Genomic DNA, 24,584 nt, shown 5'->3' with positions numbered 1-24,584 from the left:
CTTTGGCTGGATACGCTTGCGCGCGTGCAGGAAACGGGGAGCGGGGGGCAGGAACCGGAGGAGCTTCCGGAGTTCCAGGATCTCAAGGTGCGGGGCCGCTCGGTGCGGACGTGGGCGATCAGCGCCGGCGCCGTACTGCTGGTGATCTCGGCGGCCTTCGGCGGGCTGAAGAAGGCCGCTGACGAGACTCCGCAGGTGGACGCCGGTACCGCGATCGACACCGGCCAGTTCGAGGTCACCGTCCAGCGGGTCGTCACCGTGAAGGACCTGAAGCCGTTGTTCACCCCGGACGACGGCGGGGTGCTGATCGCGGTCGTGACCAAGCTCAAGGTCACCGACGACGCCGGCACGACACCTCCGTCGGACCTGATCCGGCTGATCGGCGTACCCGGGGTGCAGGACACCGACCCGCCACTCGGCACCACGAACCTCCGCGACGCGACCATGAGCCCGGTGCTCACCCCGGACGCCGCCGAGGACGTCGCGTACGTCTGGAAACTGCCGAAGGCGAGCCGGTTCCCGACCGAGGTCAAGCTGACCGTGCAGGGCTACAAGCACGAGGACGAGTCGATCCTCGACCACCACGAGAAGTGGCTGCCGGACACGATCGCCGCCGAAAGCACAGTCGCGGTGAAGGCCAAATGACCGTACTGACCCGGAAGAAGCTGCTGAACGTCGGCCTCACGCTCGCCGTACTGGTAGCGATCGTCGGCCTGTACCGGTTCACGCCGACACAGCAGGACATCCAGCAGCCGACATCCGTGAAGGGCATCGTCGGACGCGCGGTGCAGACGCCGCGCTTCGACCTGACCGTCGACGACGTACGGGTCGGGAAGAAGCTCCGGATCCCGCATTCCACGCCGGACCGCGACTCGCTGACCGCCTTCGTGGTCGTCGACGCCGGCGTCACCGCGAAACGGGAGCCGATGCACATCTTCGGCGTCAAGATCCGGTCCGCCGACGGCATCACGTACCTCGGCTCCAACCGCAGCGGACTCGACCGGGTCGACCTGACCGGCACCGAGTTCGCGCCCGGCATCCCGGTCCGCGGCTCGTTCGTGGTCGAGATGCCCGCCGACAAGGTGCCCGGGGCAACATTGCTGGTGACGGAGAAGTCGATCCTGAACGACCTCGAGCCACAGGTCACCGTGCCACTCGGCGACGACGACCCTCAACTGCAGGACGTCGTAGATCTGACCGCTGCGAGCGAAACGTGAGTGGCGCGCGCCGGGCTCGCCGTGGGTGGTTCCGGAAGAACACGGCCGCGCTCGCGACGCTCGTGGTGGCGATCCCGCTCGCCGGGTGGTGGACCACGCGCAGCGACTACAAGTCCTGGTACAGCAACGAGCCGCGCGATCCCGTCACGGTCTCCGCGGGCGGTACGTCGTACAACGGAGCCACTTGGTACGCCGCCAGCGTCGAGGAGAACCCGCAGCCGTCCGAGAAGGGTCTCGATCAGGACGCGCTACCCGAAGGCACCACGCGGATCCGGGTGTACTTCCGGCTGCAGGTCGACGACCTGTCCGCGCTCGAAGGGCTCGGCGGCTGCCAGGTCCATCTGCGGGCGCCGGACGGCCGGATCTGGGACGAGACCAGGATCGCCGACGACTACCAGAATCGTCCGACCGGCTGCACTGGCGGCTCCGACGACAAGCCGTCGAGCTGGCGTGGCACCGCGGCGCCGTACTACCTGAAGCCGGTCGCCGGGAAGCCGTTCGAGACGGTCGCGGTGTTCGTCGTACCGTCGTCCGTCACCGGCAGCGTGCAGCCGACGATCACGTGGGCTACGAAACTGCCTCAGTACCTGGCATTCCCGAGGTAGCGGCGCTGAGGTCGGTGACACCGTGGTCGCCGGCCGGCTGCTCGTGGACCGCGCGGGTCCGCGGGGTCAGGTAGCCGGCCAGGCCGCCGATCATCCGGTCGTAGGCGGCGGCGAGCAGGCTGACCTGCAGCATGATCTTCAGGCCGTCGGTGATCAGGTTCAGCGGCTCGTCGATGACCTGCCAGAACTGCAGCGTGTGCGGTCCGAGAACCCACACCTTCAGGGCGATCCACACGCCGCTCGCGGCGAAGGTGACGACCGCCCAGGCCAGGAAGTACCCGAGCATCGGCCGCAGGCCGGAGCGGACCACCAGCCGGAACGCCTCCAGGACAGGGGTCCAGCGGTCCTTCCAGTCGGCCATCACCGAGTTCCCGGCGACGCGGACGATCCGCGGCGTCTGCTGCCAGCGGTGCGTGATGCGGTCGAACCGCCAGCGCGGTTTGTCGAGCTTCCGCACGACGCGGCCGTAGATGATCGCCGTCATGGTGATCCACATCAGCGGAAGCACCGCGGCGTCCCAGAGGTCGGCGATACCGGCGGAGAGGAACCCGGTGACGGCGTCCCAGACCTCACGGACCTGGTTGACGCCCAGCACGTGGTCGAGCACCCAGGTGTATCCGTCGTGCAGCCACTGCCAGACCTGGCGCTCCTTCAGCCAGGTCATCGGCGGCGGGATCACCGACGTGGCCTGGTACGCGACGACGAAGATCCACAGCGCCTCGAGGTACGTGACGAACAGCTTGCGGACCGGACCCTCCTTGTCCTTCCGCCACCTCTTGAACGCGAAGCGGAGCAGGTACGCCGTGACGCCCAGGCCGACGAACAACCAGGTGGACAGCGACTGCAGACCCTCCGACGGCTGCGGAACCGTACCGCCGCCGAGGATGGTGGCGGCGGTCTCGTTGACCTTGTGGACGGCCAGTTGGTACTCGTAGTCGAGCGCCTCGTTCTGCAGGAACTTGTAGGCGGCGTAGAAGGCCAGGAACGGGAGGAGCGCCGCAGCGAGCGCATCGAGCGCCCTGTGTTCATAGCCGGGCTCCACACCGTCCGGGGCAAGCATGCCCTCGGCTACTGCCCTGCGGTGGAAAGGCAGTTCTCCGCGGAGGACCAGGAACATCGTCACGTACATCGCCAGCGAGACGACTACGAGCAGCGCCAGTACAGCGATGCCGGCTGCCTCAGCTCTGGCGCCTGCCTGGACGGCTACCCACTGCAAGCCGCGGTGCGCCAGCTGGGCCACCAGAAACACCGCCAGAAGGCGCGGCCACGCCTTCCCGAACAGAACCCCCGCACGCCCCACCGTAGTGAGCAGCGTCCCCGACTCCATCGCCACGGCGACGAATGTACCCGGCGAGGAGTCCTAGTGCCTGGCCTTCTGCCTGTCCTCGTGCCTGGCCTTGCTCAGCCGCCGGCGAAGGGTGGGAGGGCGTCGACGAGGGCGCCCTGGGTGAGCGGTGTGCCCGGCTCGGCACGCTCTCCGTCCAGGAGGAAGGTGCAGATCGACAGCACCCGCGCCAGCTCCGGCCGGTCGGCCGACACCGTCGTGACCAGGTCGCGGATCGAGCCCGCCTCGGCGGTCGCCGACGACTCCCCGGCGGCCGAGCGTGCGGCAGCGAAGTACCTGATGGTCACTTCCGGCATCTGGTCCGCGCCTCACTAATCGGTTAAGTCTCGGCTATTATGTCAGCTTGCTGTTAGACCCAGTGTGTCCCAGGCCCCCGGCAACGACGCCGCCGGGGCCTGCCGTGCACGAGGCCCGGATCGCAGCCACCGGATCCGATGATCAGCACAAGGAGACAGCGTGAGCACGTTGCTTCTGCTGACGAACGCCCTGCAGGCCTCCACCGAGGTCCTGCCGTCGCTCGCTCTGCTCCCCCACCAGATCCGGATCCTGCCGACCGAGGTCTCCGCGCTGGTCGACGCTCCGGACGCCGACGCCGTGCTGCTCGACGCCCGCCGCGACCTGGTCGCCGTCCGGAGCGCCTCCCGGCTGATCCGCACGACCGGTATCGACGTACCGCTGATCCTGGTCGTCACCGAGGGCGGCCTGACCGCCGTCAACGCCGACTGGGGTGCGGACGACGTACTGCTCGACACCGCCGGCCCGGCCGAGATCGAGGCGCGGCTGCGGCTCGTCATCGGCCGTCTCGCCGCGACCCGCAACGACGAGCCCGAGTCCACGCTGATCCGGAGCGGCGACGTCGTGATCGACGAGGCGTCGTACACCGCGAAGCTCAACGGCCGGGCGCTCGACCTGACGTACAAGGAGTTCGAGCTCTTCAAGTTCCTCGCGCAGCACCCGGGCCGGGTGTTCACCCGGGAGCAGTTGCTCCAGGAGGTCTGGGGCTACGACTACTTCGGCGGCACACGGACGGTCGACGTGCACGTACGGCGCCTGCGCGCGAAGCTCGGCCCCGAGCACGAGGCCCTGATCGGCACCGTCCGGAACGTCGGCTACCGCTTCGTGGTCCCGCCGGCGCCCACATCGCGCGAGCCTGCCGAAGTGAAGTCCTGAGGTTGCTGGTCAGAAGAAGAACTTCAGCAGGGTGAAGGCCAGCGCGGCCGCCGTGCTGAGGGCCGCTTTCCAGGACCCGACGCCCTGCCGGAACGCCGCCACGAACACCCCGACGGTGATCGGCACCAGCATCACCAGCAGGGTGACGCCGGCCGCGTGAACCCCGACGTGCGACTGAGCCGTCAGGATCAGCCCCACCACGAATGCCACCGTCAGCCCGAGCCAGCTGGTGATCTGCACCGGCCCGTCCGCGCTGCGATGCCCGCGATGCGAAGTCCTGGGAGCCCGCCGGTGCGAGGTCGGAGCAACGTGCGCCATCGCTCACCTTCCGTAAGTGCCTGAGTACGCAAGGTACCAGGATCACTGACGAGAAGAAAAAGCCGGTACGCCGCCTGGGAGGCGACGTACCGGCTCTCGTTCAGTCCACCGTTGCGGTCAGGAACCGACGGAGATGCGGTCGGTCGCGACCGGCGTGTACGGGTCGTGCGCGGTCAGGTAGTTGGCGAACGCGTCGATGTCCAGCCCACCGAAGAACTTGTTCGTCGCGGTGGTGAAGGCCGGGAAGCCGTCACCGCCGTCCGACAGGAAGTTGTTCGTGACGATGCGGTACGTCGTACCGTCGACGAGCGGCTGCCCGCCGATCTTGATCGAGCCGGCCACCACCTTCGAGCCCGCCGCGGCGGCCGGGTTCCAGGTGTAGGTGATGCCCGCGACCTGGAGCACCTTGAACTTCGGCGCGTCCGGGCCGTTCACCCCGGAGAACTGCTGCTCCAGCAGGGCCTTGATCTGCGTCCCGGTCATGTCCATCGAGACCAGGAAGTTGTTGAACGGCTGCACGCTGAACGCCTTGCCGTACGTGACCTCACCGTTGTTCGACGCCAGGTCCGCGCGGATACCGCCCGGGTTCATGAACGCCACGACCGGCGTCTTCCCTCCGGTCACGACGCTCGGGTCGGCGAGCTGCGCGTCGGCGATCAGGTTGCCCAGCGGCGACTCGAGCGAGTCGTCGGGTGTCCGCACCACCGACGGCGTGGTGAGGTGACCGATCACCTTGTTCTCGATCGGGGCGACGAGCTGCTTGTACTTCGCGATCAGGGCCGCCGTCTTCGGGTCCTGCACGACGTCCTGGGTGATGATCTGGTTGTTGGCCAGCGTGTTCACCCGGTCGACGTCGCCGGTCGCGTTGTCGATGCTCAACCGGACATCGGTCACCAGCCGGCCGAACGACGAGGCGCTGGTGACGAGGCGGGGGTTCTTGTCCTTGTCCGGCAGGGAGCAGTTGTACCCCTGGTGGGTGTGGCCGGAGATGATCGCGTCGATCTCCGGGTCCAGGCCGGCGTTGATGTCGACGATCGGGCCGGAGATGCCCGGGCAGCTGTTGTACGCCTTCGCGTCGACCGGGAAGCCGCCCTCGTGCAGCAGCACGACGATCGACTCCACGCCCTTCTTCTTCAGCACCGGGACCAGCGCGTTCGCGGTGTCGACCTCGTCCTTGAAGGTCAGCCCCTCGACGCCGGCCTTGGTCACGATGTTCGGGGTGTTCTCCAGCGTCATACCGATGAAGCCGACCTTCTTGCCGTCCTTGAAGGTCTTGATCGTGTACGGCGCGAACAGCGTCTTGCGGGTGTTCTCGAAGAACACGTTCGCGGACAGGTACTTGTACTTCGCGCCCTCGAACGGGTGCGCCGCGTCCGGGCAGGAGTTCTGGTTGTTCGCCCCGTCGCCGTCCGGCAGGCAGCCGCCGGTCTGCATCCGGAGCAGCTCGTGCCAGCCCTCGTCGAACTCGTGGTTGCCCACCGACGCAGCCTCGAGTCCCATCCCGTTCAGCGCTTCGACCGTCGGCTCGTCGTGGAACGCGGCCGACAGCAGCGGCGAGGCGCCGATCAGGTCACCCGCGGCGACCGTCACCGAGTCCTGGCCCTTCGCCTCCGCGGCCGCCCGGAGCTGCTTCAGATGGGTGGCAAGGTACGCCGCGCCGCCCGCCGGGATGCCGTTGATGTTGCCGCTGGACCCCGTCGCGGGCTCCAGGTTGCCGTGGAAGTCGTTGATCGCGAGCAACTGGATCTGGCTGTGCGTCGGCTTCGGCTTGTTCGCCTGCGTCGCGTCCTGGGTCGCGGCTCCTGCCTGGCTCACGGATCCCCCCGCGGCCAACGCGAGCGCCACGGCCGTCCCGGTGACGAGCAGTCCGACCGCCCGCCGTCCCCCCAACCGTGCCCTGCCTCGTGCTGTGATGGCCATATCTACTCCGTCGTCTCGGTCACCGCTGTAGCGGTGCCGCGAAATCCTCCGCGGTTCCGGGAAAGTTACCCGTGACGACGCGCCCTCGCCAGGACCTGAGCATGAACTGAACCGGACCTTTTACGGTATTCAGGTGACCCTCGAAGCCGTACCCTCACCGTTGCCCTCGGCCACCGCCGCCGCCGTCACGGAACTCGCCCGCGCCGCAGCACACAGCGACGGCGTCAATCCGCTCTCCGAACGCACCCTCCTGCACCTCGACGGCGAACACCCCGGCGACGTCCACGTCCTCGCCTACGAAGGCGATCCGGGCACCATCGAGGTGAGCGGCCTGCAGAGCGCCCGCAACCTGGTCGGGTACGGCGCACTGTCCCCCGACGGCTCCGCCGAACTCTTCGTCACCCCATCCGCCCGCCGCCAAGGCTTCGGTACGGCGCTCCTCCGCATGCTCCTCGACCACGGTGGTGCCCGTACTCGTGTCTGGGCCCACGGCCGCCTCCCCGGTTCGGACGAACTGGCCCACCGCCTCAACCTCGAAGTCACCCGGGAGCTCTACTTCCTCCGCCGTACCAGGGTCGAGCTGCCAGAACCCGTCTGGCCCGACGGCATCGACGTACGGACGTTCGTCCCCGGCCAGGACGACGCCGCGTGGCTGAAGGTCAACGCGGCCGCCTTCGCCGACCACCCCGAGCAGGGCAGCTGGACCGCCGCCGACCTGGCAGAGCGCCTCCAGCAACCGTGGTTCGACCCCAACGGCTTCTTCCTCGCCGTCGACTCCACCACCGGCGCGATCGCCGGCTTCCACTGGACCAAGGTCGAAGACGGCATAGGCGAGGTGTACGTAGTAGGCGTCTCCCCCACCCACCAGGGCCAAGGCCTCGGCAAGGCCCTCACCCTCCAGGGCCTCCACCACCTCCAAACCACCCGAAACCTGGACCAGATAGTCCTCTACGTAGACGGCACGAACACCGCAGCCCGAGCCCTCTACAACACCCTGGGCTTCGAAACCGCTGCCCTGGACGTCCAGTACGCCCCCGCCTGACCCCCTGTGAACGACATCACAACGAAGTCACCCGCTCACTCCACGTCATAAACCCCGCTCCACCCCGTCCCACCATCAACCAGGAGCCGTCCGAGCCTCTAACCCCCCAGCCGGACGGCTCCTGGCCCTCAAACCCGTTATCCACAACTGCATCTTTTGACATCGAACCCAGCCCCACCCCGCCGTTACGATCGTGTCGACTACGGAGGGCTGACAAACGTGACACACCGCAACAGGCCAACACTCGCACTACTAGCCTGCCTAGCCACCACCGCGCTACTCGCTTCCTGCACCCAAGCCAGCCCCGAAGCCGGCCACCCCAACACGACCCCACCACAGACGTCCTCGGCAGGCACGGCTCCCTCGCAAACCACGTCGGTTACACAGGCAAGCACCCCAGCAAGTACCGTTCCGCCGGCCCCGCCGGTACGGCCGACAACAGCGAACGGACTCTCGCTAGCGGCTGCGGAAGAGTTCATTCGTCATTACATCGACCTGATGAACTATGCGTCTCAGACTGGTAATGCAGCGCCACTGCTCGCCGCGAGCGATGCTGGCTGCGTGGGCTGCAAGCAATATGCGAGCTTCGCGACGAAGGTCAACGCCGCGAATGGTGGCCTTAGCGGGGACTACCTGGAGCGTGTAGCCGAGGTCAGCGAATTGATTCGCGGAAACGGTGGCCGTCTGCGTGGCTCAGCGGCTGTCACGGTCGGTGTGTACACGACCAAAGACTCGCCATCGGCTGTTCCTGCGACCAGCAAGGCGGCGAAATACACGGAACAGGTCGCACTTTCTCCGAGCAAGGGGAACTGGGTCATGTTTGAGATCGAGCTCCAAGATCGCCGATGATGCGTAATACGAGCGTTCTACTTGTGGGCGTCCTGGCTGCGCCGACGTTCCTGATAGGGAACGCGGCACACGCGACGCTGGAACGGTCACCCGGCCTCGTCGCCGCCGCCCCAGCGCCGAAACCGGCCAAGGCGAAACCGACGAAGAAGGCACCTAAAACCACGGCCTCGACGGAGCGGGACCGACTACGCATCGCAGCCTCGGAGCGGGAGCAACGATCACGGCTCGGCAGTGTTCTGCAAAAACCCGGAGCTACGACGCCCACGTCTACGACAACGCATAAGAGGCCACAGAAGGAAGACCGGGGCGGACCTGACGCACGACGCGACCTCCGAATGAACGCCGGCATGTGCAAACCCGGGGATATGCGAGGAAAAGTCGAGGGGCCTAATGTCTGCACCCCCGACAAGCCGGACGACACGAAAACGACGAGACGGGTGTTGCCGCGCCTGGTAGTAGTGCCGCGGCCACAGGATGTCAGGTGGGAGCAGGTCCGGTCGGAGGCGAAGGACCTGACCTTCCCAGGGCTCTCGGTGAAGGTGCAGCCTAATGGGCGGACTCTGGTGAATCTGGACACCATCGTCTACACCGACGACAGCAAGGTTTCGACCGCGACTGTCACCCTGCTCGGATTCCCCGTGGTCGTCGAGGCTACGCCGATCAGTTACACCTGGAACTTCGGGGACGGTAGCCCGGCGCTCACCACGAGCACGCCTGGCAAGCCGTACCCGTCGAAGGAGATCACCCACAAGTACATGAAGCGTGGCACCGTCGGGCTCACCCTGACGACCAGTTACGCCGCCCGTTTCAACGTTGCCGGCACCGGCTGGCAGTACGTCGCCGGCACGATTCCGGTGACCGGTCCGACCACCGCGCTGCAGGTGCGCGAGGCCATCCCCGTTCTCGTCGACCCCGGCCGCTGATTTCGTTCTCGCCAGGGGAACGCGGGTTGGGGAGGGTTTCTGCCTGGATTGGGTAGGAAATCCTCCCCAACCCCGGCTCAGGAAGCGGGGGGCGCTCGGCGGACGGGCGGCTCTCCACGGGCGGCTAGTGGAGGGTTTGCCTTAGGTGGTTTGTGAGGTGGGTGTGGGCTTGGCGGGTTGCGCCGGGGACGGTTAGTAGGTTGGCGTGGCCGTGGGGGAGGGTGGGGTGGTGGGCGTGGGTCAGGTCGTTGCCGGCTTTGGTCAGGGCGGTGGCGTATTCGCGACCTTCGTCTCGGAGGGGGTCGAAGCCGGCGGTGGTGAGGTAGGTGGGTGGGAGACCGGTGAGGTCTTCGGCGCGGAGGGGCGAGACGATCGGGTCAGGGCGGAGCGTGGGGTCCGGGGTGTAGAGGTCGCGGTACCAGATGATGTCCTCCTCGGTGAGGATGAAGCCCTCGGAGAACAGGTCTCGGCTGGGGCGGCGCGCGACCAGGTCGACGGCTGGGTAGAGAAGGACCTGGAGCGCCGGCTGTGGGAGGCCGCGGCGTACCGTCTGCTGGGCGACGACGGCGGCCAGGTTGCCGCCTGCGCTGTCGCCGCCGACGGCTACCAGGCTGGGATCCGCGCCGAGGTCCTCGGCGTGGTCGACGGCCCAGGTGAACGCGGCGATCGCGTCCTCGGCGGCGGTCGGGGCGGGGGCTTCGGGGGCGAGGCGGTAGTCGACGGAGAGGACGCGTACGCCGGCATCGGCGGCGATCGCGCGGGACAGCGCGTCATGGGTACCGAGGTCGCCGACCACCCAGCCGCCCCCATGGAGGTACACCAGCAGCCCACGGCCTGCGTCGCCACGGGGGATGTAGAGGCGGGCCTCCAGCTGACCCGCGGCGCCGCGGACGGTCAGGTCGGTGACCCGGAGCATGTCGGCGGGGGTGCCGGTGATCAGTTTGCAGAGGTTGCGGAAGCGCGTCCGGGCGGTCGCCGCGTCGGTCTTGGTTGTGCGTGGCAACAGGTTGTCGATACGCAGGAGCAGCTGCACGTCGGGATCCAGGGTGGTGCCGTCGATCTGGATCGGGGCGCCGGCCAGCCGTCGGCGGACAGCGGCGGGCAGCGCGTACAGCGGGATGAGGGCGTTCGCTTGTGCGGCGGCCACCGTGTCACGCAGTACCGAGTCCAGTCGTAGGTTCACAAGGTGTGACGCTAGCAACCAGGGAGCAACCAGGTGCCCGAAACGGTCCCCGGAGCCGGTTGACGGACTTCGAAAAGGTCACATCCGGCAACGCGCGGACGGCTACCCGTTGTTAACCAAAGGGTGGGATGCTGAGCGGTGTGGCTGGAGACTTGCTGGCATCGCACAACAGGGAGTACGACGTTGAACCGCCGTACGACATCAGTGCGGTCGGTGACCTCCCCGCGGACCGGTTCTCCGACCGGGAACTGAGCTGGCTCGCGTTCAACCAGCGGGTCCTGGAGCTCGCCGAGAACGACCGGATCCCGCTGCTCGAGCGGGCCAAGTTCCTCGCCATCTTCGCCAGCAACCTGGACGAGTTCTACATGGTCCGGATCGCGGGTCTGAAGCGCCGGATCGCGGCCGGGGTCGCGGTGAAGGCGGCCAGCGGCCTGCTCCCCCGCGAGGTTCTCGACCGCAGCCTGGCGAGGAGCCGGGAGCTGATGGACCGGCAGGCGGAGACGTGGCGGAAGTCGGTGCAGCCGGCGCTGACCGAGCAGGGCATCGACATCCTGCGCTGGGACGAGCTGGAGCACAGCGAGCGCGAGGACATGACCCGGTTCTTCCGGGAGCGCGTGTTCCCGGTGCTGACGCCGCTGGCGGTCGACCCGTCGCACCCGTTCCCGTACATCTCCGGCCTGAGCCTGAATCTCGCAGTCGTGGTCCGCAACCCGGACACCGGCGGTGAGCACTTCGCCCGGGTGAAGGTGCCGCCGCTGCTGCCGCGCTTCGTGAAGGTTGCCGACGGCCGGTTCGTGCCGCTCGAGGACGTGATCGCCACCCACCTCGGCCAGCTGTTCCCGGGGATGGAGGTCACCCAGCACCACACGTTCCGGGTGACCCGCAACGAGGACCTCGAGGTCGAGGAGGACGACGCCGAGAACCTGCTGGCCGCGCTCGAGAAGGAGCTGCTGCGCCGCCGGTTCGGTCCGCCGGTCCGGCTCGAGGTGGAGGAGTCGATCGATCCGCAGGTGAAGGCGCTGCTGCTGTCCGAGCTGGGCGTCACCGAGGCGGAAGTGTTCGAGCTCCCGGGCCCGCTGGACCTGCGTGGTCTCTTCACCATCGCCGGCCTGGACCGGGCCGAGCTGAAGTACCCCGCGTTCGTACCGTCGACGCATCCGCACCTCGCCGAGGTGGAGACCTCCAACCCGGCGGACATGTTCCACGCGCTCAAGCAGCGCGACGTACTCGTCCACCATCCGTACGACTCGTTCTCCACCAGCGTCCAGCGCTTCATCGAGCAGGCGGCCGCGGACCCGCACGTCCTGGCGATCAAGCAGACGCTCTACCGGACCAGTGGTGATTCCCCGATCGTCGACGCGCTCATCGACGCCGCCGAGGCCGGCAAGCAGGTGCTGGTCCTCGTAGAGATCCAGGCGCGCTTCGACGAGCAGGCGAACATCAAGTGGGCTCGTCAGCTCGAGCACGCCGGCTGCCACGTGGTGTACGGCGTGATCGGCCTCAAGACGCACTGCAAGCTGTCGCTGGTGGTCCGTGACGAGCCGGACGGCCTGCGCCGGTACGCGCACATCGGCACCGGCAACTACCACCCGAAGACGGCCCGGCTCTACGAGGACCTGGGCCTGCTGACCAGCGACAAGGTGGTCACCGAGGACGTCGCGCTCCTCTTCAACCACCTGTCCGGCTTCGGTCGCAGCGCCGGCTACCGGCGGATCCTGGTGGCTCCCCAGTCGGTACGGCGGGGGCTCCTCGATCGGATCGACCGCGAGGTGCAGCACCACCACGCCGGCCGCCCGGCGCGGATCCGGATCAAGGTGAACAGCCTGGTCGACGAGGCCCTGTGCGACGCGCTGTACCGGGCGTCACAGGCCGGCGTACCCGTCGACCTGTGGATCCGGGGTATCTGCACGATCCGGCCCGGCGTACCCGGTCTGTCGGAGAACATCCAGGTCCGCAGCATCCTGGGCCGATTCCTTGAGCACAGCCGGGTGTTCCTGTTCGAGAACGGCGGTGAGCCGGAGGTGTGGATCGGCTCGGCCGACCTGATGCACCGCAACCTGGACCGCCGGGTGGAGGTGCTGGTGCAGTTGAGGCAGCAGGACCACGTCAACGAGCTCGGTGAGATGTTCGACCTGGCGCTGGACGACGGCACCGGCTCCTGGTGGCTGCAGGCGGACGACACCTGGCAGGCGCGGCTCAGTGGGCCGGACGGTGAGCCGCTGCGGGACATGCAGGAACGGCTGATCGCAACCCGCGGGCGGCGGCGGGCGTCCGAACCGATCGGTTAGCCACGTCTTAGGGTGATTCCATGAGTAACCCGGCGACGGTTATCGCCGCGGGTGGTGTCGTGTGGCGAGAGCGCCGCGGCACCCGGCAGGTGCTGCTGGTGCACCGTCCCCGGTACGACGACTGGTCCCTCCCGAAGGGCAAGCTCAACGCGCACGAGCACGTGCTGCTCGGTGCACGCCGGGAGATCGAGGAGGAGACCGGACTGCAGGTCACACTCGGTCCCCCGCTCGGCGTGCAGCGGTACGCGATCCGCAAGAACGGCGGGACCGCCCAGAAGCTGGTGCACTACTGGTCCGCCGTACCTGTCAGTGACAGCGACTTCGAGCCGAACGACGAGGTGGACCAGGTCAGCTGGCTCCCGGTCGACAAGGCCCGCGGCAAGCTCAGCTACCCGCGTGACGTGGACATCCTGGACGCGCTGGAGCAGGCGGTGCCGGTTGTCGCCACCGTGGTCGTGGTGCGGCACGCGGAGGCTCTGAAGCGGAAGGACTGGGACGGCAAGGACACTCTCCGTCCACTCACCAGCGACGGTACGGCGGTCGCGCAGCGAATGACCGGCGTACTGGCGGCACTGGGCGCCAACCGGATCATCAGCAGCGACGCGGAACGGTGTGCCGCGACAGTCGCGCCGTACGCCGCCTTGCTGGACCGGCGCATCCACCTGTGGCCGGAGATCTCCGAACGCGGGTACGACGCCGACCCGGACGCACTGCGCGGTCTGGCCGAGCGGGTGTGGAAACCGGGCAAGGTGACGGTCGTCTGCTCGCACCGGCCAGTCCTGCCTGCCCTGGCGCGGGAGCTGGGGCTGAAGGTCGGCAAGTTCTCCACAGGTGCGTTTCTGGTCGCCCATCGGCTGGCCGACGGCCGGCTGGTGCACGAGCGATTCGGGCCACCCTGAAGCACCGAGTGGCCGCCGCGACACGGCTCGGTGACGATCCAGGCACAGCCGACGGGGTACCCGGGTGACACTGGAGGTGACGGGTATGTTCCTACCCGAGGAACCGGCGCCCCACCGGGTGCAGGTCTGAGGAGAGGTTCGGGGCGCACCATGACGATGATGCGAGAACTGACACTGATCGGGATCCGGATGGAATCGCCCAACCGGGCCCCGGTGATGATGCTGCGGGAGACCGAGGGCTACCGCTACCTGCCGATCTCGATCGGCTCGGTCGAGGCGACCGCGATCGCCTACGAGGAGCAGGGCCTGCGTCCGTCGCGACCGCTCACCCATGACCTGATGCGCGACCTGATCGAGGCGTTCGGTGTGCATATCGAAGCCGTCGAGATCGTCGAACTGCGCGACGCCGTGTTCTACGCCGAACTCGTGCTGGCCAACGGCGCGCGGGTCTCGGCCCGACCGAGCGACTCGGTCGCGCTCGCGGTCCGTCTCGGTACGCCGATCCGCTGCACCGAAGAGGTACTGCGCGAGGCCGGCGTCGCGACCCCCGAGGAGGAGCAGGCCGAGCTGGAACGCTTCCGGCAGTTCCTCGACGGCGTCGCCCCGGAGGACTTCTCCAGCTGACGCCCGTCGGCTTGGGATGGCACGACGAGGTACTACCGTTCACCGTGCCGGTGCGCTGTGCGTTACCGAAACGTGAGCCAACAGCCGTTTACATCGACGGAGAGTAATGGCTCTTAACTCAGTTCATCTAATGGCTGCCTGTCGGCACGCCAGGCGTCGCGCACGCTACCGGAACCGTTCACCGCTCGTTCACCAGCGACGGACCGGTCGGTCACCTGGTCTCCCTACCGTCTGTGGAAGTTCAGAAGTCTGATTCCCGCAGAAGGGCAACACTCTCGTGTCCGTCAATCGCCTGTTCCGCGTCGGCTCCGTCGCCGTGGCCTCCCTCGGCGTCCTCGCCCTGAGCGCCTGTGGCAGTGACCCCGAGCCGGCCGGTTCGTCGAGCCCCGACTCCTCGACCTCGTCGGCCGGTGCCGAGTGCCCGAAGGGCACCCTGAACGCCGAGGGTTCCTCGGCGCAGAAGAACGCCATCGAGGAAGTCATCAGCAAGTACAACGAGAAGTGCGCCGACGTCACGGTGAACTACAACCCGACCGGCTCCGGCGCGGGGATCAAGCAGTTCAACGCGGGCCAGGTCGACTTCGCCGGCTCCGACTCGGCCCTGAAGCCGGCCGAGATGACCGCGGCCACGAAGCGCTGCGCGGGTAACGCGGCCGTCGACCTGCCGATGGTCATCGGCCCGGTCGCGATCGCCTACAACGTCGACGGTGTGACCAAGCTGGTCCTCGACGGCCCGACCGCCGCGAAGATCTTCCAGGGCACGATCAAGACCTGGAACGACCCGGCGATCGCCAAGCTGAACGCGGGCGTCACGTTGCCGTCGGCACCGATCTCGGTGTTCTTCCGCTCCGACGAGTCCGGCACCACCGAGAACTTCACCAAGTACCTGAAGGCGGCCGGTGGCGGCGCCTGGACCGGCGAGCCGGCCAAGAAGTGGACCGGCACCGGCGCCGGCAAGGAGAAGTCGGCGGGTGTCGCCGAGGGTGTGAAGAGCAGCAAGAACTCGATCACGTACGTCGAGTGGTCGTACGCCGTCGACAACAAGCTCGGCGTCGCCCAGATCGAGACCGGCTCGGGCACCCCGGTCGAGCTGTCCGCCGACTCCGCCGGCAAGGCGCTGGCCGCCGCGAAGCCGGCCGGCACCGGGTCCGACCTGGCCCTGAAGCTGGACTACGCGACCAAGGCCCCGGGTGCGTACCCGATCATCCTGGTCACCTACGAGATCGCCTGCACCAAGGGCCTCCCGGCCGAGAAGACCGCGCTGGTGAAGAGCTTCCTGAGCTACTTCGTCAGCAAGGACGGCCAGGCGTCGCTGACCGACCTGAACTACGCGCCGCTCCCGGCCGAGATCCAGACCAAGGTCGAGGCCGCCATCCAGGCGATCAGCTGATCGAGACGCAGTACTGATGCGAGCCCCGGCCGATCCGAGTCATCGGAGCACGCCGGGGCTCGCCTCGTGAGACCGATACGTGACATCACGACTCAGGCGCTTGGAGCAGCATCGAAATGAGTAGTCCAGACGGCACGGCACCGCCCGACCGGCCGGACGGCACAGCCGCCGAAGAACCGAGGATCGAGGATCTGGTTCATGAGGACGCCGGCCCGACCCCGCGGTTCGGCGGCCTGGCCTCGGAGCACGCCGAGCACGAGGCGGCCGCGGCGGACGCCGAGGTGATGACCGAGTCCGGTGTCGAGGATGCGGGTACGACGACCGCGCCTGTGACCCCGACGGAGACCGGCGGCAAGCTCGAGCTCGGCCCGGTCGGGCATCTCGGCGACCGGCTGTTCGGCGGGCTCGCCCGCGGCTCCGGCGGCCTGGTGGTCCTGATCGTCGCGTTCGTCGGCATCTTCCTGCTGGCGCTGGCGATCCCGGCGCTGATCGATGACAAGAGCAACTTCTTGTTCTCCCGGATCTGGGAGCCGGGCGGCGACCAGCCGCGGTTCGGCATCGCGGCGCTGTTCTACACCACCGTGATCAGCTCGATCATCGCGATGCTGATCGCGGTCCCGATCGCGATCGGGGTCGCGCTGTTCGTCACTTACTACGCCCCGAAACGGCTGGCCGCACCGGTCGCGCACGCGGTCGACCTGCTGGCCGCCGTACCGTCGATCATCTACGGCCTGTGGGGCATCCTGTTCTTCGCGCCGATCCTGCGCCCCGTGATCAACGGACTGTCCACGGCGCTCGGCTGGATCCCGCTGTTCGAGAAGCCGCCGGGCGACAACGTCGGCGTGGTCTTCACCGCGTCGGTGGTGCTGGCGATCATGATCCTTCCGGTGGTCACCGCGATCAGCCGGGAGATCTTCGCGCAGACGCCGATCGCGCACCGCGAAGGCGCGCTGGCGCTCGGGGCCACCCGCTGGGAGATGATCCGGCTGTCGGTGCTGCCGTACGGGCGTTCCGGTGTGGTCAGCGCCTCGATGCTCGGTCTCGGCCGGGCGCTCGGTGAAACCGTCGCCGTACTGATCATCCTGTCGGTGCCGAACGGCAACGACCCGTGGAACTCGTCGATCTTCGCCGGTGGCGAGACGTTCGCGTCGAAGATCGCCAACAACGCCGCCGAGTTCGACTCGCCGGAGAAGACCGGCGCGTACATCGCGGCCGGCCTGGTGCTGTTCGTCGTCACGTTCCTGGTCAACTCCGCGGCGCGGATCATCGTCGACCGCAGCGCCCCCGGCACCAAGCGGCCCCGGCGCAACCGCCGCGCCGGCGCCGCCACGGAAGGAGCCTCAGCATGACCGCGGTAGCAGAGAACAAGCCGGCGTACGACGGGAAGGTCCTGGACCTGACCGGGAAGTCGGGCGCCCGGGCCTTCAAGAACACGCTGGCCACCGTGCTGATCGTGCTGGCCTTCGCGGTCGCGATGATCCCGCTGCTGTGGATCCTGTTCACCGTGGTCAGCAAGGGTTATCACCTGCTGCTGAGCGCGGACTGGTGGAGCCAGTCGCAGCGTGGCATCACGGTCCGGCGGGCCGGCGGCGGCGCGTACCACGCGATCATGGGCACGCTGATCATGGCCCTGATCACCGCCGTGATCGCGGTCCCGATCGCGATTCTCGGCGCGATCTACCTGGTCGAGTACGGCAAGGGCACGCGAGCCGCCAAGGTCGTGAGCTTCATGATCGACATCCTCACCGGTGTCCCGTCGATCGTCGCCGCGCTGTTCGTCTACGCAGTCTGGATCACCGTGTTCGGCTTCAACCGCGTGGGATTCGCGGTGTCACTGTCGCTGGTGCTGCTGATGCTTCCCGTCGTACTGCGGTCCACCGAGGAGATGCTGAAACTCGTGCCGGACGAGTTGCGCGAGGCGTCGTACGCACTCGGCGTACCGAAGTGGAAGACGATCCTGAAGGTCGTCGTACCGACGGCGTTCGGCGGCATCATCACCGGCGTGATGCTCGGTCTGGCCCGGGTGATGGGCGAGACCGCGCCGCTGCTGATCCTGGTCGGCTACTCCAAGAACATCAACCTGAACCCGTTCAACGGCTTCATGGGCGCGCTGCCGACGATGATCAACCAGGACCGGACCGAGTTGGCGTTGCCGAACGCCGCGGACCGGGTCTGGGCGGCAGCGCTCACCCTGATCCTGCTGGTCCTTGCCCTCAACCTGCTGGCCCGGCTGATCGCCCGGTTCAGCGCCATCAAGTCGAAATAGTCGAGAGGTTCTGAGTCGATATGGCTAAGCGCATCGAGGTCAGCGGCCTCAACGTCTACTACGGCGACTTCAAGGCCGTCGAGGACGTGTCGATGACGGTCGAGCCCCGTTCGGTCACCGCGTTCATCGGCCCGTCCGGCTGCGGCAAGTCCACGTTCCTGCGCACCTTGAACCGGATGCACGAGGTGATCCCCGGCGCCCGCGTCGAGGGCAAGGTGATGCTGGACCAGCAGGACCTGTACGGCGCGGGCATCGACCCGGTCGCGGTACGGCGGGTTGTCGGCATGGTGTTCCAGCGGCCGAACCCGTTCCCGACGATGTCGATCTTCGACAACGTCGCGTCCGGCCTGAAGCTGAACGGCGTCAAGGACCGCAAGAAGCTCACCGAGGTCGTCGAGTCGTCGCTCAAGGGCGCGAACCTCTGGAACGAGGTGAAGGACCGGCTCGACAAGCCGGGCGCGGGTCTGTCCGGTGGCCAGCAGCAACGACTCTGCATCGCCCGGGCGATCGCGGTCGAGCCGGAGGTGATCCTGATGGACGAGCCGTGCTCGGCACTGGACCCGATCTCCACGCTGGCGATCGAGGACCTGATCGAGAAACTCAAGGACCGTTTCACTGTTGTGATCGTCACGCACAACATGCAGCAGGCGGCCCGGGTCTCGGACCAGACGGCCTTCTTCAACCTGGCCGCGACCGGCAAGCCCGGCCGGCTGATCGAGATGGCGCCGACCAAGCAGATCTTCTCCAACCCGGCCGAAAAGGCCACCGAGGACTACATCACCGGCCGCTTCGGCTAGATCCTGTCTGATCGTCGTACGAGTTATCCACAGCTGCGGGCCGGCGAATCGCCGGTCCGCAGCTGTATTTGATGTCAATTGGTGCAACTGTCCACAGATCGGGCGTTTCGCGTCTGCCATGCCCACCGCTGTGGCCCTCCGACCGCTAGCCTTTGCCCAGTAAACGCGGGTGAACTGTGACGAAAGGACCATCGTGAGCGACCAGAACGTACCCCCGGGCACCGGACCGGAGGACGGCCGGAACCAGGGACCGGGCGCGCCGGGTGGGCAGCCGTCCTATGGACAGGGCGCCCAAGGCCCCGGACAGAACCCGTACGGCACCCCGGGTGCGACCCCGCCGGGCCAGCCCGGTCAGCCGGGTTACGGCGCTCCGGGTCAGTACGGCCAGCAGCCTGGCGGTCAGCCCGGCCAGCCTGGTTACGGCCAGCAGCCCGGTCAGCCGGGTTACGGCCAACCGCAGTACGGCCAGCAGCCGGGCCAGCCCGGTTACGGCCAACCGCAGTACGGCCAGCAGCCGGGCCAGCCCGGTGGATACCCGCAGGGTCCCGAGTACGGCCAGGTCGCTCAGGCTCAGAGCGGCCTCGTCCAGATCCCCGGCCTCGGGACGGTGAAGGTCGCGACCCTCGGGTCCCGGGCGCTCGCCCGCATCATCGACTCGGTGATTCTCGGCATCGTCGTCTCCATCCTCGCTACCGTGATCATCGGGGGCGCGAGCAAGGGACTCAGTGACGCCTCACCGGAGGAGTCCGGGGCCGCACTCGGCGGATTCTTCGGCGCGCTGTTCACCGTGTGGTGGCTCACAGGCCTGTTGACGATCGGCTACGAACTCCTCATGACCGCCTTCAAGGGGCAAACGGTCGGCAAGATGATCATGGGCATCAAGGTCGTCAAGTCCGCCGACGGACAACTGCCAGGCTTCGGTCCGGCCTTCATGCGCTGGCTGCTGCCGATCATCGGTGCGGCCATCTGTGGTATCGGCGCGCTGCTCGTCTACCTGTCGCCGCTGTTCGACAGCTCCGGGCGGGTGCAGGGCTGGCACGACAAGGCCGCGAACACGCTGGTGATCGGGCTTCGGTAGTCGGCTGAGGACTGGGGAGGGGCTGTGCTGAATCCGTTCGAGCAGGACTGGTGGGATGCGTGGAATCTGTGGAGCGCATTGGGCCAGGGGGTTCAGTTGCAGCCTCTCCCGCCGCCGGTGCCGCTGGAGCCCGGCGAGACCGCCCACGCGGTCGAACCTTGCGAGGTGCAACGGTTCGACGGCGTCCGGCTCGCCATCGGGAACTCCCACGGCTATGCGGCGGCAGCGCAGTGGCGCACGATCGACAACGGTACGGCGGTCCTGACGCGGCACCGGGTGCTGCTGCTCAACCGCTACGGCCAGCAGGTTTTCGGCCTGGCTGCCGTGACCCGCATGTGGACCGAGCATGACGGGACCGTCCTCGCGTACGGGGACACTCAGTACAAGCTGCGGGTGCCGCGGCCGGTCTGGTTCGACGTCATGTTGAACTACGTGGCCTTCGGCCGGCGGATCGATCTCGTCGTCCCGCCCTTCGTGCAGGCCGCGTGGCAGCGCGCCGGCCTGATCAGGTGATCGGCCTCAGAAATTCCGTAGTACGCCGAAGATCAGCAAGGCGCCCAGAGCAACCTTTGTGAGAATTGCCACCGCCCGTGGGCTGAGGCGCTGCCGGGGCAGGTTGAGCCAGCCGGCGCGGGACAGCAACCAGGCGACGACCTCGTAGCCGATGGCAACACCAATGAGCGGGCCGAGGATCAGGACCGCGGCGTTGAAGTGCCAGGCGGCGTTCAGATCGCCTTCGAGGAGTGCCGCGGCCATTCTGGTCGCGCCGCAGAACGGGCAGTCGAGACCCGTCAGCGTGTGCAGGGGGCACGGGATACCCAGGCCGGACAGCCGGTAGATCCCGGCCAGCGCGAAGCCGCCGATCCCCACTCCGGCCAGGCCCCAGACGCGGCGATCGACAGGCTTCACCGGTCCTGATGGACGGGGCATCACCGCGAAGGTCACGCTCCAACGGTACCCGCGATACGGTGGCATCGATCGACTGGGAGACGGATTGCGATGAGCACACCGACGCCGCCTGACGACAACCGGCCGCAGGACCAGCCGTACGGAAACGCCCAGCCGGGATACGGGTACGGTCAGCAGCAGCCAGGCTACGGATACGGGCAGCAGTCGCAGCACCATCCTCAGCAGGCGCCGTACGGGCCGGGCTACGGGCAGCCGTACGGCTCCGGCTACGGCCAGCAGCCCTACGGCGCCTACGGCTACGGCTACGGCGCGCCGATGCCTCCCCTGGCGGACTGGGGCCCTCGGGTCGCTGCGTCGCTGATCGACAGCCTGATCTCAGTGGCGCCGCTCCTGATCGGGTTCGGCGCTCTGATCGCGAACGTCGCGGCGCGCGAAGGCAACCCCTACCCGGACGACAACCCGCAATGGTGGGCGATCATCCTCTTCCTGGTGGGCTGCGTCGCCAGCATCGTGCTCAGCCTGTGGAACCGGGTCTTCCGGCAGGGAAAGTCCGGCCAGAGCGTGGGCAAGAGCGCGCTGAACATCAAGCTGATCGACGCCGTGACCGGAGAGCCGATCGGCGCCGGCCGTTCCTTCCTTCGCGACTTCCTCAGCAGCCTCTTCAACACCGCCTGCTTCCTGAACCTGCTGTGGCCCTTGTGGGACGAGCAGCGGCAGACGTGGCACGACAAGGTCGTGAACACCTACGTGGTGCGCACCTGACGTCAGTGCGAGCGTAGGAGACCGGCGCAGGCCACTGCCCACAGCACACTGCTGAAGGTGCCGATGATGAAGCGTTCGGCAACGGCTTGCGGGGTGACCGAGGCAGGCTGATCGGGACTGCGGAGCTCGGGGTACCTGGCCAGTCCCTTGATCGCCAGCACCACAGCGATGCCTTCCGGCCAGCCGGCGACCAGTGAAGCGTAGATGGCCATTCGCTCGAGTGCACCGATCAGAGCGCCGCCACGCAGTACCTCACCGGCCTTCTGCGTCGACTGGGCTCGCGTGTTCCCTCGGTCCGCCAGCGCCATCACAGAGGTCGTCAGCGGCCCGCCGCCCGTCACCGCCAACGCTCCCGCCAGCAGGAGCAGTACGTTCCACCAGCGCTCGGGCCAGCCGGACACGCCATGCCCGGCGAGCAGCAGCACGCCTACAGCGGCCAGGCAGGCCAGCATGAGCCCGCTGATGACGATCTCGAGGGTGGAGCCGGACGACCTGGGCACCCAGGCGAGTACGGCGAGGACCAGGGCGGCACCGGTCAGCGACAGGACCAGCGCCGTCACGCAGCTGCCCCGGCGCCGAGGAGATCCGCGGCGAGCACCCGTCCACGCTGTTCCTCGGCGAAGCCCGCGGCCTGGGCGCGTTGCGTCACCGCCGACTGGCTGATGCCGAGTTTCACGCCGATCTCCCGCCTCGTGAGTCCTTCGCCCAACAGGTCGGCCACTGCCCAGCCACGTTCACTGCGACGCCGCAGCACGGACGCCATCAGCCACAGCACCGTCTCTACCTGCTCTGCCCTGCGTGAGTCCGCTCCGACCACGTTCACGTGGTGCTGACTGGACTTCGCCCGCGTCACCGCTTCTCGCGCGAACACGAACGCGTCGCCACTTCCGGCCCGGGTACTGCGTGGCAGCGGCTCGGTGACCTCACCGACGCCGAGTCCGACGTACCAGTTGTCCGACCGGAGCAGTTCGACGATCACGTCGATGGTCGGACGGGCCTCGGACAGCACGCCCTGCACCTCGTCGCCGGCGGTCCGCTCGAACTTCCGCAGCAGTCCGGTCCGCCGCGGCCGGCGGTTCAGGGAGTTGAGTAGCTCGGGTACGAGATCGCTCGTGCTTCGGCTGCCGCGCTGATCTACCGTGAGAACGAAGACCATGCCCTGCACCTCCTTCCGAACGGCTTAAGGCTACAGTCTTATTCACGTAGAGTGAAGGCCAAAACCTGAATCGGTTCAGCCAGTTACTCCCCGTGTCCGGCCCGGAGCCAGGTTCACGCCGGGCCGGACGGGTTCCGTACTCAGTCCGTGATCGGCAGGTAGAGCTTCTGGTCGCCTGCCTTGAAGGTCTCCGACATCTCCGCGAAGCCGGCCTCGATGGCGTCCGCCGACGTCAGGCCGTGTTCCTCGGCGTACGCGCGGATGTCGGCGGTGATCCGCATCGAGCAGAACTTCGGGCCGCACATCGAGCAGAAGTGCGCGGTCTTCGCGGGCTCGGCCGGCAACGTCTCGTCGTGGAAGGACCGAGCCGTGTCCGGATCCAGCGAGAGGTTGAACTGGTCCTCCCAGCGAAACTCGAACCTTGCCTTGGACAACGTGTCGTCCCAGGCCTGCGCGCCCGGATGCCCCTTGGCCAGATCGGCCGCGTGGGCGGCGATCTTGTACGTGATCACACCGGTCTTCACGTCGTCACGATCGGGCAGGCCGAGATGCTCCTTGGGCGTGACGTAGCAGAGCATCGCCGTACCCAGCCAGCCGATCTGGGCCGCGCCGATCGCCGACGTGATGTGGTCGTACGCCGGTGCCACATCGGTTGCCAACGGCCCCAAGGTGTAGAACGGCGCCTCCCCACAGAGCTCCTCCTCGAGCCGGACGTTCTCCGCGATCTTGTGCATCGGCACGTGTCCCGGGCCTTCGATCATCACCTGTACGTCGTGCTCCCAGGCGATCCGCGTCAGCTCCCCCAGCGTCCGCAGCTCGGCGAACTGCGCCTCGTCGTTGGCGTCCGCGATACACCCCGGCCGCAACCCGTCCCCGAGCGAGAACGTCACGTCGTACTCGCGGAGAATCTCGCACAGCTCCGCGAAATGCGTGTAGAGGAAGGACTCCTGGTGGTGCGCCAGGCACCACGCGGCCATGATCGACCCGCCGCGCGACACGATGCCGGTGATCCGCCGCGCGGTGAGCGGCACGTACCGCAGCAGTACGCCGGCGTGCACGGTCATGTAGTCCACGCCCTGCTCGCACTGCTCGATCACGGTGTCGCGGTACACCTCCCACGACAGCGCCGCCGGATCGCCCTTCACCTTCTCCAGCGCCTGGTACAGCGGCACCGTCCCGATCGGCACCGGCGAGTTCCGCAGGATCCACTCCCGCGTCTCGTGGATGTTCTTCCCGGTGGACAGGTCCATCACGGTGTCCGCACCCCACCGGGTCGCCCAGACGAGTTTCTCCACCTCTTCCTCGACCGAGCTGCTGACCGCGGAGTTGCCGATGTTCGCGTTGACCTTCACCAGGAACTTCTTCCCGATGATCATCGGCTCGCTCTCCGGGTGCTGCCGGTTCGCCGGGATCACCGCGCGTCCGCGCGCCACCTCCGCCCGGACGAACTCCGGATCGAGCCCTTCCCGCAACGCGACGTACCGCATCTCCTCGGTGATCACCCCGGCCCGTGCGTGCCCGACCTGGGTCCGCGACTCGCGTCCGGCGATCCACTCGCGCCGCAACGCGGGCAGACCGGCCTGGACGTCGATCCGCGCCGACGCGTCGGTGTACGGACCGGACGTGTCGTACAGGTCGAAGTGCTCGCCGTTGGTGAGATTCACGCGGCGCGCCGGTACCCCGAGCTCTCCGCGATAGATCTTCTCCGAGCCCGAGATCGGGCCCGTGGTGACGGCCGGACGGATCGTGCTGACATTCACCATGCTGCTGCTCCCTACGCCGGAATTACCCGGACAGGTTCGGCGGTCGGCGGCGCCGGGTTCGAATCCCAGCCGCCCTCTCA

General features: G+C 67.7%; 26 protein-coding genes. 17 read left to right on the top strand and 9 right to left on the bottom strand.

Translation table 11 applies throughout. The features are described from left to right. Positions 1–24: 24 nt before the first annotated feature. From EV137_RS22205 to EV137_RS22195, 3 genes are read left to right on the top strand one after another with little or no spacing between them, the layout of a single operon-like run. Complete coding sequence (locus EV137_RS22205; RefSeq protein WP_134130579.1) at positions 25–645, top strand: hypothetical protein; 621 nt, start codon at positions 25–27, stop codon at positions 643–645. Beyond that, positions 642–1,217 carry a hypothetical protein gene (locus EV137_RS22200; RefSeq protein WP_134130578.1) on the top strand — a complete coding sequence of 192 codons (576 nt, stop codon included), beginning with the start codon at positions 642–644 and terminating at the stop codon, positions 1,215–1,217. The genes EV137_RS22205 and EV137_RS22200 overlap by 4 nt, the downstream gene beginning before the upstream one ends. Continuing rightward, positions 1,214–1,822 (top strand): hypothetical protein, encoded by a 609-nt coding sequence (locus EV137_RS22195; RefSeq protein ID WP_134130577.1) that lies wholly within the window; start codon positions 1,214–1,216, stop codon positions 1,820–1,822. The genes EV137_RS22200 and EV137_RS22195 overlap by 4 nt, the downstream gene beginning before the upstream one ends. On the opposite strand, the gene EV137_RS22190 is transcribed toward EV137_RS22195, so the two are convergent. Together EV137_RS22190 and EV137_RS22185 are read right to left on the bottom strand one after the other, a co-directional pair. Beyond that, positions 1,785–3,149, bottom strand: coding sequence for a hypothetical protein (locus EV137_RS22190; RefSeq protein WP_238175525.1), 1,365 nt, complete (start codon positions 3,147–3,149; stop codon positions 1,785–1,787). The genes EV137_RS22195 and EV137_RS22190 overlap by 38 nt on opposite strands. Before the next feature lie 74 nt (positions 3,150–3,223). Beyond that, a complete protein-coding gene (locus EV137_RS22185) occupies positions 3,224–3,463 on the bottom strand; it encodes a MoaD/ThiS family protein (RefSeq protein WP_133787192.1) in 240 nt (79 codons plus the stop codon). A 160-nt stretch (positions 3,464–3,623) separates the two neighbouring features. Between EV137_RS22185 and EV137_RS22180 the strand changes: the two genes are divergently transcribed. Continuing rightward, a complete protein-coding gene (locus tag EV137_RS22180) occupies positions 3,624–4,337 on the top strand; it encodes a response regulator transcription factor (RefSeq protein ID WP_134003229.1) in 714 nt (237 codons plus the stop codon). 9 nt (positions 4,338–4,346) lie between these two features. Here EV137_RS22180 and EV137_RS22175 read toward each other — a convergent pair whose 3' ends face one another. Beyond that, on the bottom strand, positions 4,347–4,655 hold the full coding sequence (locus EV137_RS22175; protein WP_134003227.1) for a hypothetical protein: 309 nt from the start codon (positions 4,653–4,655) through the stop codon (positions 4,347–4,349). A gap of 117 nt (positions 4,656–4,772) precedes the next feature. After that, positions 4,773–6,575, bottom strand: coding sequence for a bifunctional metallophosphatase/5'-nucleotidase (locus tag EV137_RS22170; protein WP_134003225.1), 1,803 nt, complete (start codon positions 6,573–6,575; stop codon positions 4,773–4,775). Between the two features lie 133 nt (positions 6,576–6,708). Here EV137_RS22170 and mshD point away from each other — a divergent pair, with 133 nt between their 5' ends. From mshD to EV137_RS40675, 3 genes are all read left to right on the top strand, one after another. Beyond that, on the top strand, positions 6,709–7,617 hold the full coding sequence (gene mshD, locus EV137_RS22165; RefSeq protein ID WP_134130576.1) for a mycothiol synthase: 909 nt from the start codon (positions 6,709–6,711) through the stop codon (positions 7,615–7,617). Between the two features lie 219 nt (positions 7,618–7,836). Next, a complete protein-coding gene (locus tag EV137_RS41505) occupies positions 7,837–8,466 on the top strand; it encodes a DUF6318 family protein (protein WP_238175486.1) in 630 nt (209 codons plus the stop codon). A gap of 563 nt (positions 8,467–9,029) precedes the next feature. After that, on the top strand, positions 9,030–9,389 hold the full coding sequence (locus tag EV137_RS40675; RefSeq protein ID WP_166679969.1) for a PKD domain-containing protein: 360 nt from the start codon (positions 9,030–9,032) through the stop codon (positions 9,387–9,389). A 124-nt stretch (positions 9,390–9,513) separates the two neighbouring features. Here EV137_RS40675 and EV137_RS22150 read toward each other — a convergent pair whose 3' ends face one another. Further along, positions 9,514–10,572 (bottom strand): alpha/beta hydrolase, encoded by a 1,059-nt coding sequence (locus tag EV137_RS22150; protein WP_238175485.1) that lies wholly within the window; start codon positions 10,570–10,572, stop codon positions 9,514–9,516. 128 nt (positions 10,573–10,700) lie between these two features. Here EV137_RS22150 and EV137_RS22145 point away from each other — a divergent pair, with 128 nt between their 5' ends. From EV137_RS22145 to EV137_RS22105, 9 genes are all read left to right on the top strand, one after another. Further along, entirely contained in the window at positions 10,701–12,860 is a 2,160-nt protein-coding gene (locus tag EV137_RS22145) for an RNA degradosome polyphosphate kinase (protein ID WP_134130573.1), read from the top strand. 20 nt (positions 12,861–12,880) lie between these two features. Continuing rightward, positions 12,881–13,759, top strand: coding sequence for an NUDIX hydrolase (locus EV137_RS22140; protein ID WP_134003215.1), 879 nt, complete (start codon positions 12,881–12,883; stop codon positions 13,757–13,759). 150 nt (positions 13,760–13,909) lie between these two features. Next, positions 13,910–14,383: a bifunctional nuclease family protein gene (locus tag EV137_RS22135; RefSeq protein WP_131345129.1), complete on the top strand. Its 474-nt coding sequence runs from the start codon at positions 13,910–13,912 to the stop codon at positions 14,381–14,383. A 277-nt stretch (positions 14,384–14,660) separates the two neighbouring features. After that, entirely contained in the window at positions 14,661–15,773 is a 1,113-nt protein-coding gene (gene pstS, locus EV137_RS22130) for a phosphate ABC transporter substrate-binding protein PstS (RefSeq protein ID WP_134003213.1), read from the top strand. Between the two features lie 116 nt (positions 15,774–15,889). Next, positions 15,890–17,122 carry a phosphate ABC transporter permease subunit PstC gene (gene pstC, locus EV137_RS22125; protein ID WP_445991794.1) on the top strand — a complete coding sequence of 411 codons (1,233 nt, stop codon included), beginning with the start codon at positions 15,890–15,892 and terminating at the stop codon, positions 17,120–17,122. Beyond that, the gene (gene pstA / locus EV137_RS22120; RefSeq protein ID WP_134003211.1) at positions 17,119–18,039 is read left to right on the top strand and encodes a phosphate ABC transporter permease PstA; all 921 of its coding nucleotides are present in this window, start codon (positions 17,119–17,121) and stop codon (positions 18,037–18,039) included. Before pstC ends, pstA begins: the two co-directional genes overlap by 4 nt. Before the next feature lie 20 nt (positions 18,040–18,059). Continuing rightward, positions 18,060–18,836 (top strand): phosphate ABC transporter ATP-binding protein PstB, encoded by a 777-nt coding sequence (gene pstB / locus EV137_RS22115; RefSeq protein WP_134130572.1) that lies wholly within the window; start codon positions 18,060–18,062, stop codon positions 18,834–18,836. Positions 18,837–19,029: 193 nt separating this feature from the next. After that, positions 19,030–19,914, top strand: coding sequence for an RDD family protein (locus EV137_RS22110; protein WP_134003207.1), 885 nt, complete (start codon positions 19,030–19,032; stop codon positions 19,912–19,914). Between the two features lie 24 nt (positions 19,915–19,938). After that, positions 19,939–20,427, top strand: coding sequence for a hypothetical protein (locus tag EV137_RS22105; RefSeq protein WP_134130571.1), 489 nt, complete (start codon positions 19,939–19,941; stop codon positions 20,425–20,427). 6 nt (positions 20,428–20,433) lie between these two features. On the opposite strand, the gene EV137_RS22100 is transcribed toward EV137_RS22105, so the two are convergent. After that, the gene (locus EV137_RS22100) at positions 20,434–20,859 is read right to left on the bottom strand and encodes a DUF2752 domain-containing protein (protein ID WP_238175484.1); all 426 of its coding nucleotides are present in this window, start codon (positions 20,857–20,859) and stop codon (positions 20,434–20,436) included. A gap of 54 nt (positions 20,860–20,913) precedes the next feature. Here EV137_RS22100 and EV137_RS22095 point away from each other — a divergent pair, with 54 nt between their 5' ends. Continuing rightward, a complete protein-coding gene (locus EV137_RS22095) occupies positions 20,914–21,585 on the top strand; it encodes an RDD family protein (RefSeq protein ID WP_134130570.1) in 672 nt (223 codons plus the stop codon). A 2-nt stretch (positions 21,586–21,587) separates the two neighbouring features. On the opposite strand, the gene EV137_RS22090 is transcribed toward EV137_RS22095, so the two are convergent. From EV137_RS22090 to thiC, 3 genes are all read right to left on the bottom strand, one after another. Continuing rightward, entirely contained in the window at positions 21,588–22,145 is a 558-nt protein-coding gene (locus tag EV137_RS22090; protein ID WP_134003201.1) for a hypothetical protein, read from the bottom strand. After that, a complete protein-coding gene (locus EV137_RS22085) occupies positions 22,142–22,741 on the bottom strand; it encodes a transposase (RefSeq protein WP_134003199.1) in 600 nt (199 codons plus the stop codon). Before EV137_RS22085 ends, EV137_RS22090 begins: the two co-directional genes overlap by 4 nt. A gap of 140 nt (positions 22,742–22,881) precedes the next feature. Beyond that, a complete protein-coding gene (gene thiC / locus EV137_RS22080) occupies positions 22,882–24,504 on the bottom strand; it encodes a phosphomethylpyrimidine synthase ThiC (RefSeq protein ID WP_134130569.1) in 1,623 nt (540 codons plus the stop codon). Positions 24,505–24,584 lie beyond the last annotated feature (80 nt).

This window comes from Kribbella pratensis (assembly GCF_004366075.1).
In the GTDB taxonomy this organism is placed as follows: Bacteria; Actinomycetota; Actinomycetes; order Propionibacteriales; family Kribbellaceae; genus Kribbella; species Kribbella pratensis.
The sequence above is the reverse complement of the archived record's forward strand: the minus strand, read 5'-3'. Positions and strand labels throughout refer to the sequence as shown.

Excerpts from the sequence above, each read along its gene's own strand:
- EV137_RS22200 (WP_134130578.1), top strand. The coding sequence starts at position 642 with ATGACCGTACTGACCCGGAAGAAGCTGCTGAACGTCGGCCTCACGCTC.
- EV137_RS22190 (WP_238175525.1), bottom strand. The coding sequence starts at position 3,149 with ATGGAGTCGGGGACGCTGCTCACTACGGTGGGGCGTGCGGGGGTTCTG.
- EV137_RS22185 (WP_133787192.1), bottom strand. The coding sequence starts at position 3,463 with ATGCCGGAAGTGACCATCAGGTACTTCGCTGCCGCACGCTCGGCCGCC.
- EV137_RS22175 (WP_134003227.1), bottom strand. The coding sequence starts at position 4,655 with ATGGCGCACGTTGCTCCGACCTCGCACCGGCGGGCTCCCAGGACTTCG.
- EV137_RS22170 (WP_134003225.1), bottom strand. The coding sequence starts at position 6,575 with ATGGCCATCACAGCACGAGGCAGGGCACGGTTGGGGGGACGGCGGGCG.
- EV137_RS22145 (WP_134130573.1), top strand. The coding sequence starts at position 10,701 with ATGCTGAGCGGTGTGGCTGGAGACTTGCTGGCATCGCACAACAGGGAG.
- EV137_RS22140 (WP_134003215.1), top strand. The coding sequence starts at position 12,881 with ATGAGTAACCCGGCGACGGTTATCGCCGCGGGTGGTGTCGTGTGGCGA.
- EV137_RS22135 (WP_131345129.1), top strand. The coding sequence starts at position 13,910 with ATGACGATGATGCGAGAACTGACACTGATCGGGATCCGGATGGAATCG.
- pstC (WP_445991794.1), top strand. The coding sequence starts at position 15,890 with ATGAGTAGTCCAGACGGCACGGCACCGCCCGACCGGCCGGACGGCACA.
- pstA (WP_134003211.1), top strand. The coding sequence starts at position 17,119 with ATGACCGCGGTAGCAGAGAACAAGCCGGCGTACGACGGGAAGGTCCTG.
- pstB (WP_134130572.1), top strand. The coding sequence starts at position 18,060 with ATGGCTAAGCGCATCGAGGTCAGCGGCCTCAACGTCTACTACGGCGAC.
- EV137_RS22095 (WP_134130570.1), top strand. The coding sequence starts at position 20,914 with ATGAGCACACCGACGCCGCCTGACGACAACCGGCCGCAGGACCAGCCG.
- EV137_RS22085 (WP_134003199.1), bottom strand. The coding sequence starts at position 22,741 with ATGGTCTTCGTTCTCACGGTAGATCAGCGCGGCAGCCGAAGCACGAGC.
- thiC (WP_134130569.1), bottom strand. The coding sequence starts at position 24,504 with ATGGTGAATGTCAGCACGATCCGTCCGGCCGTCACCACGGGCCCGATC.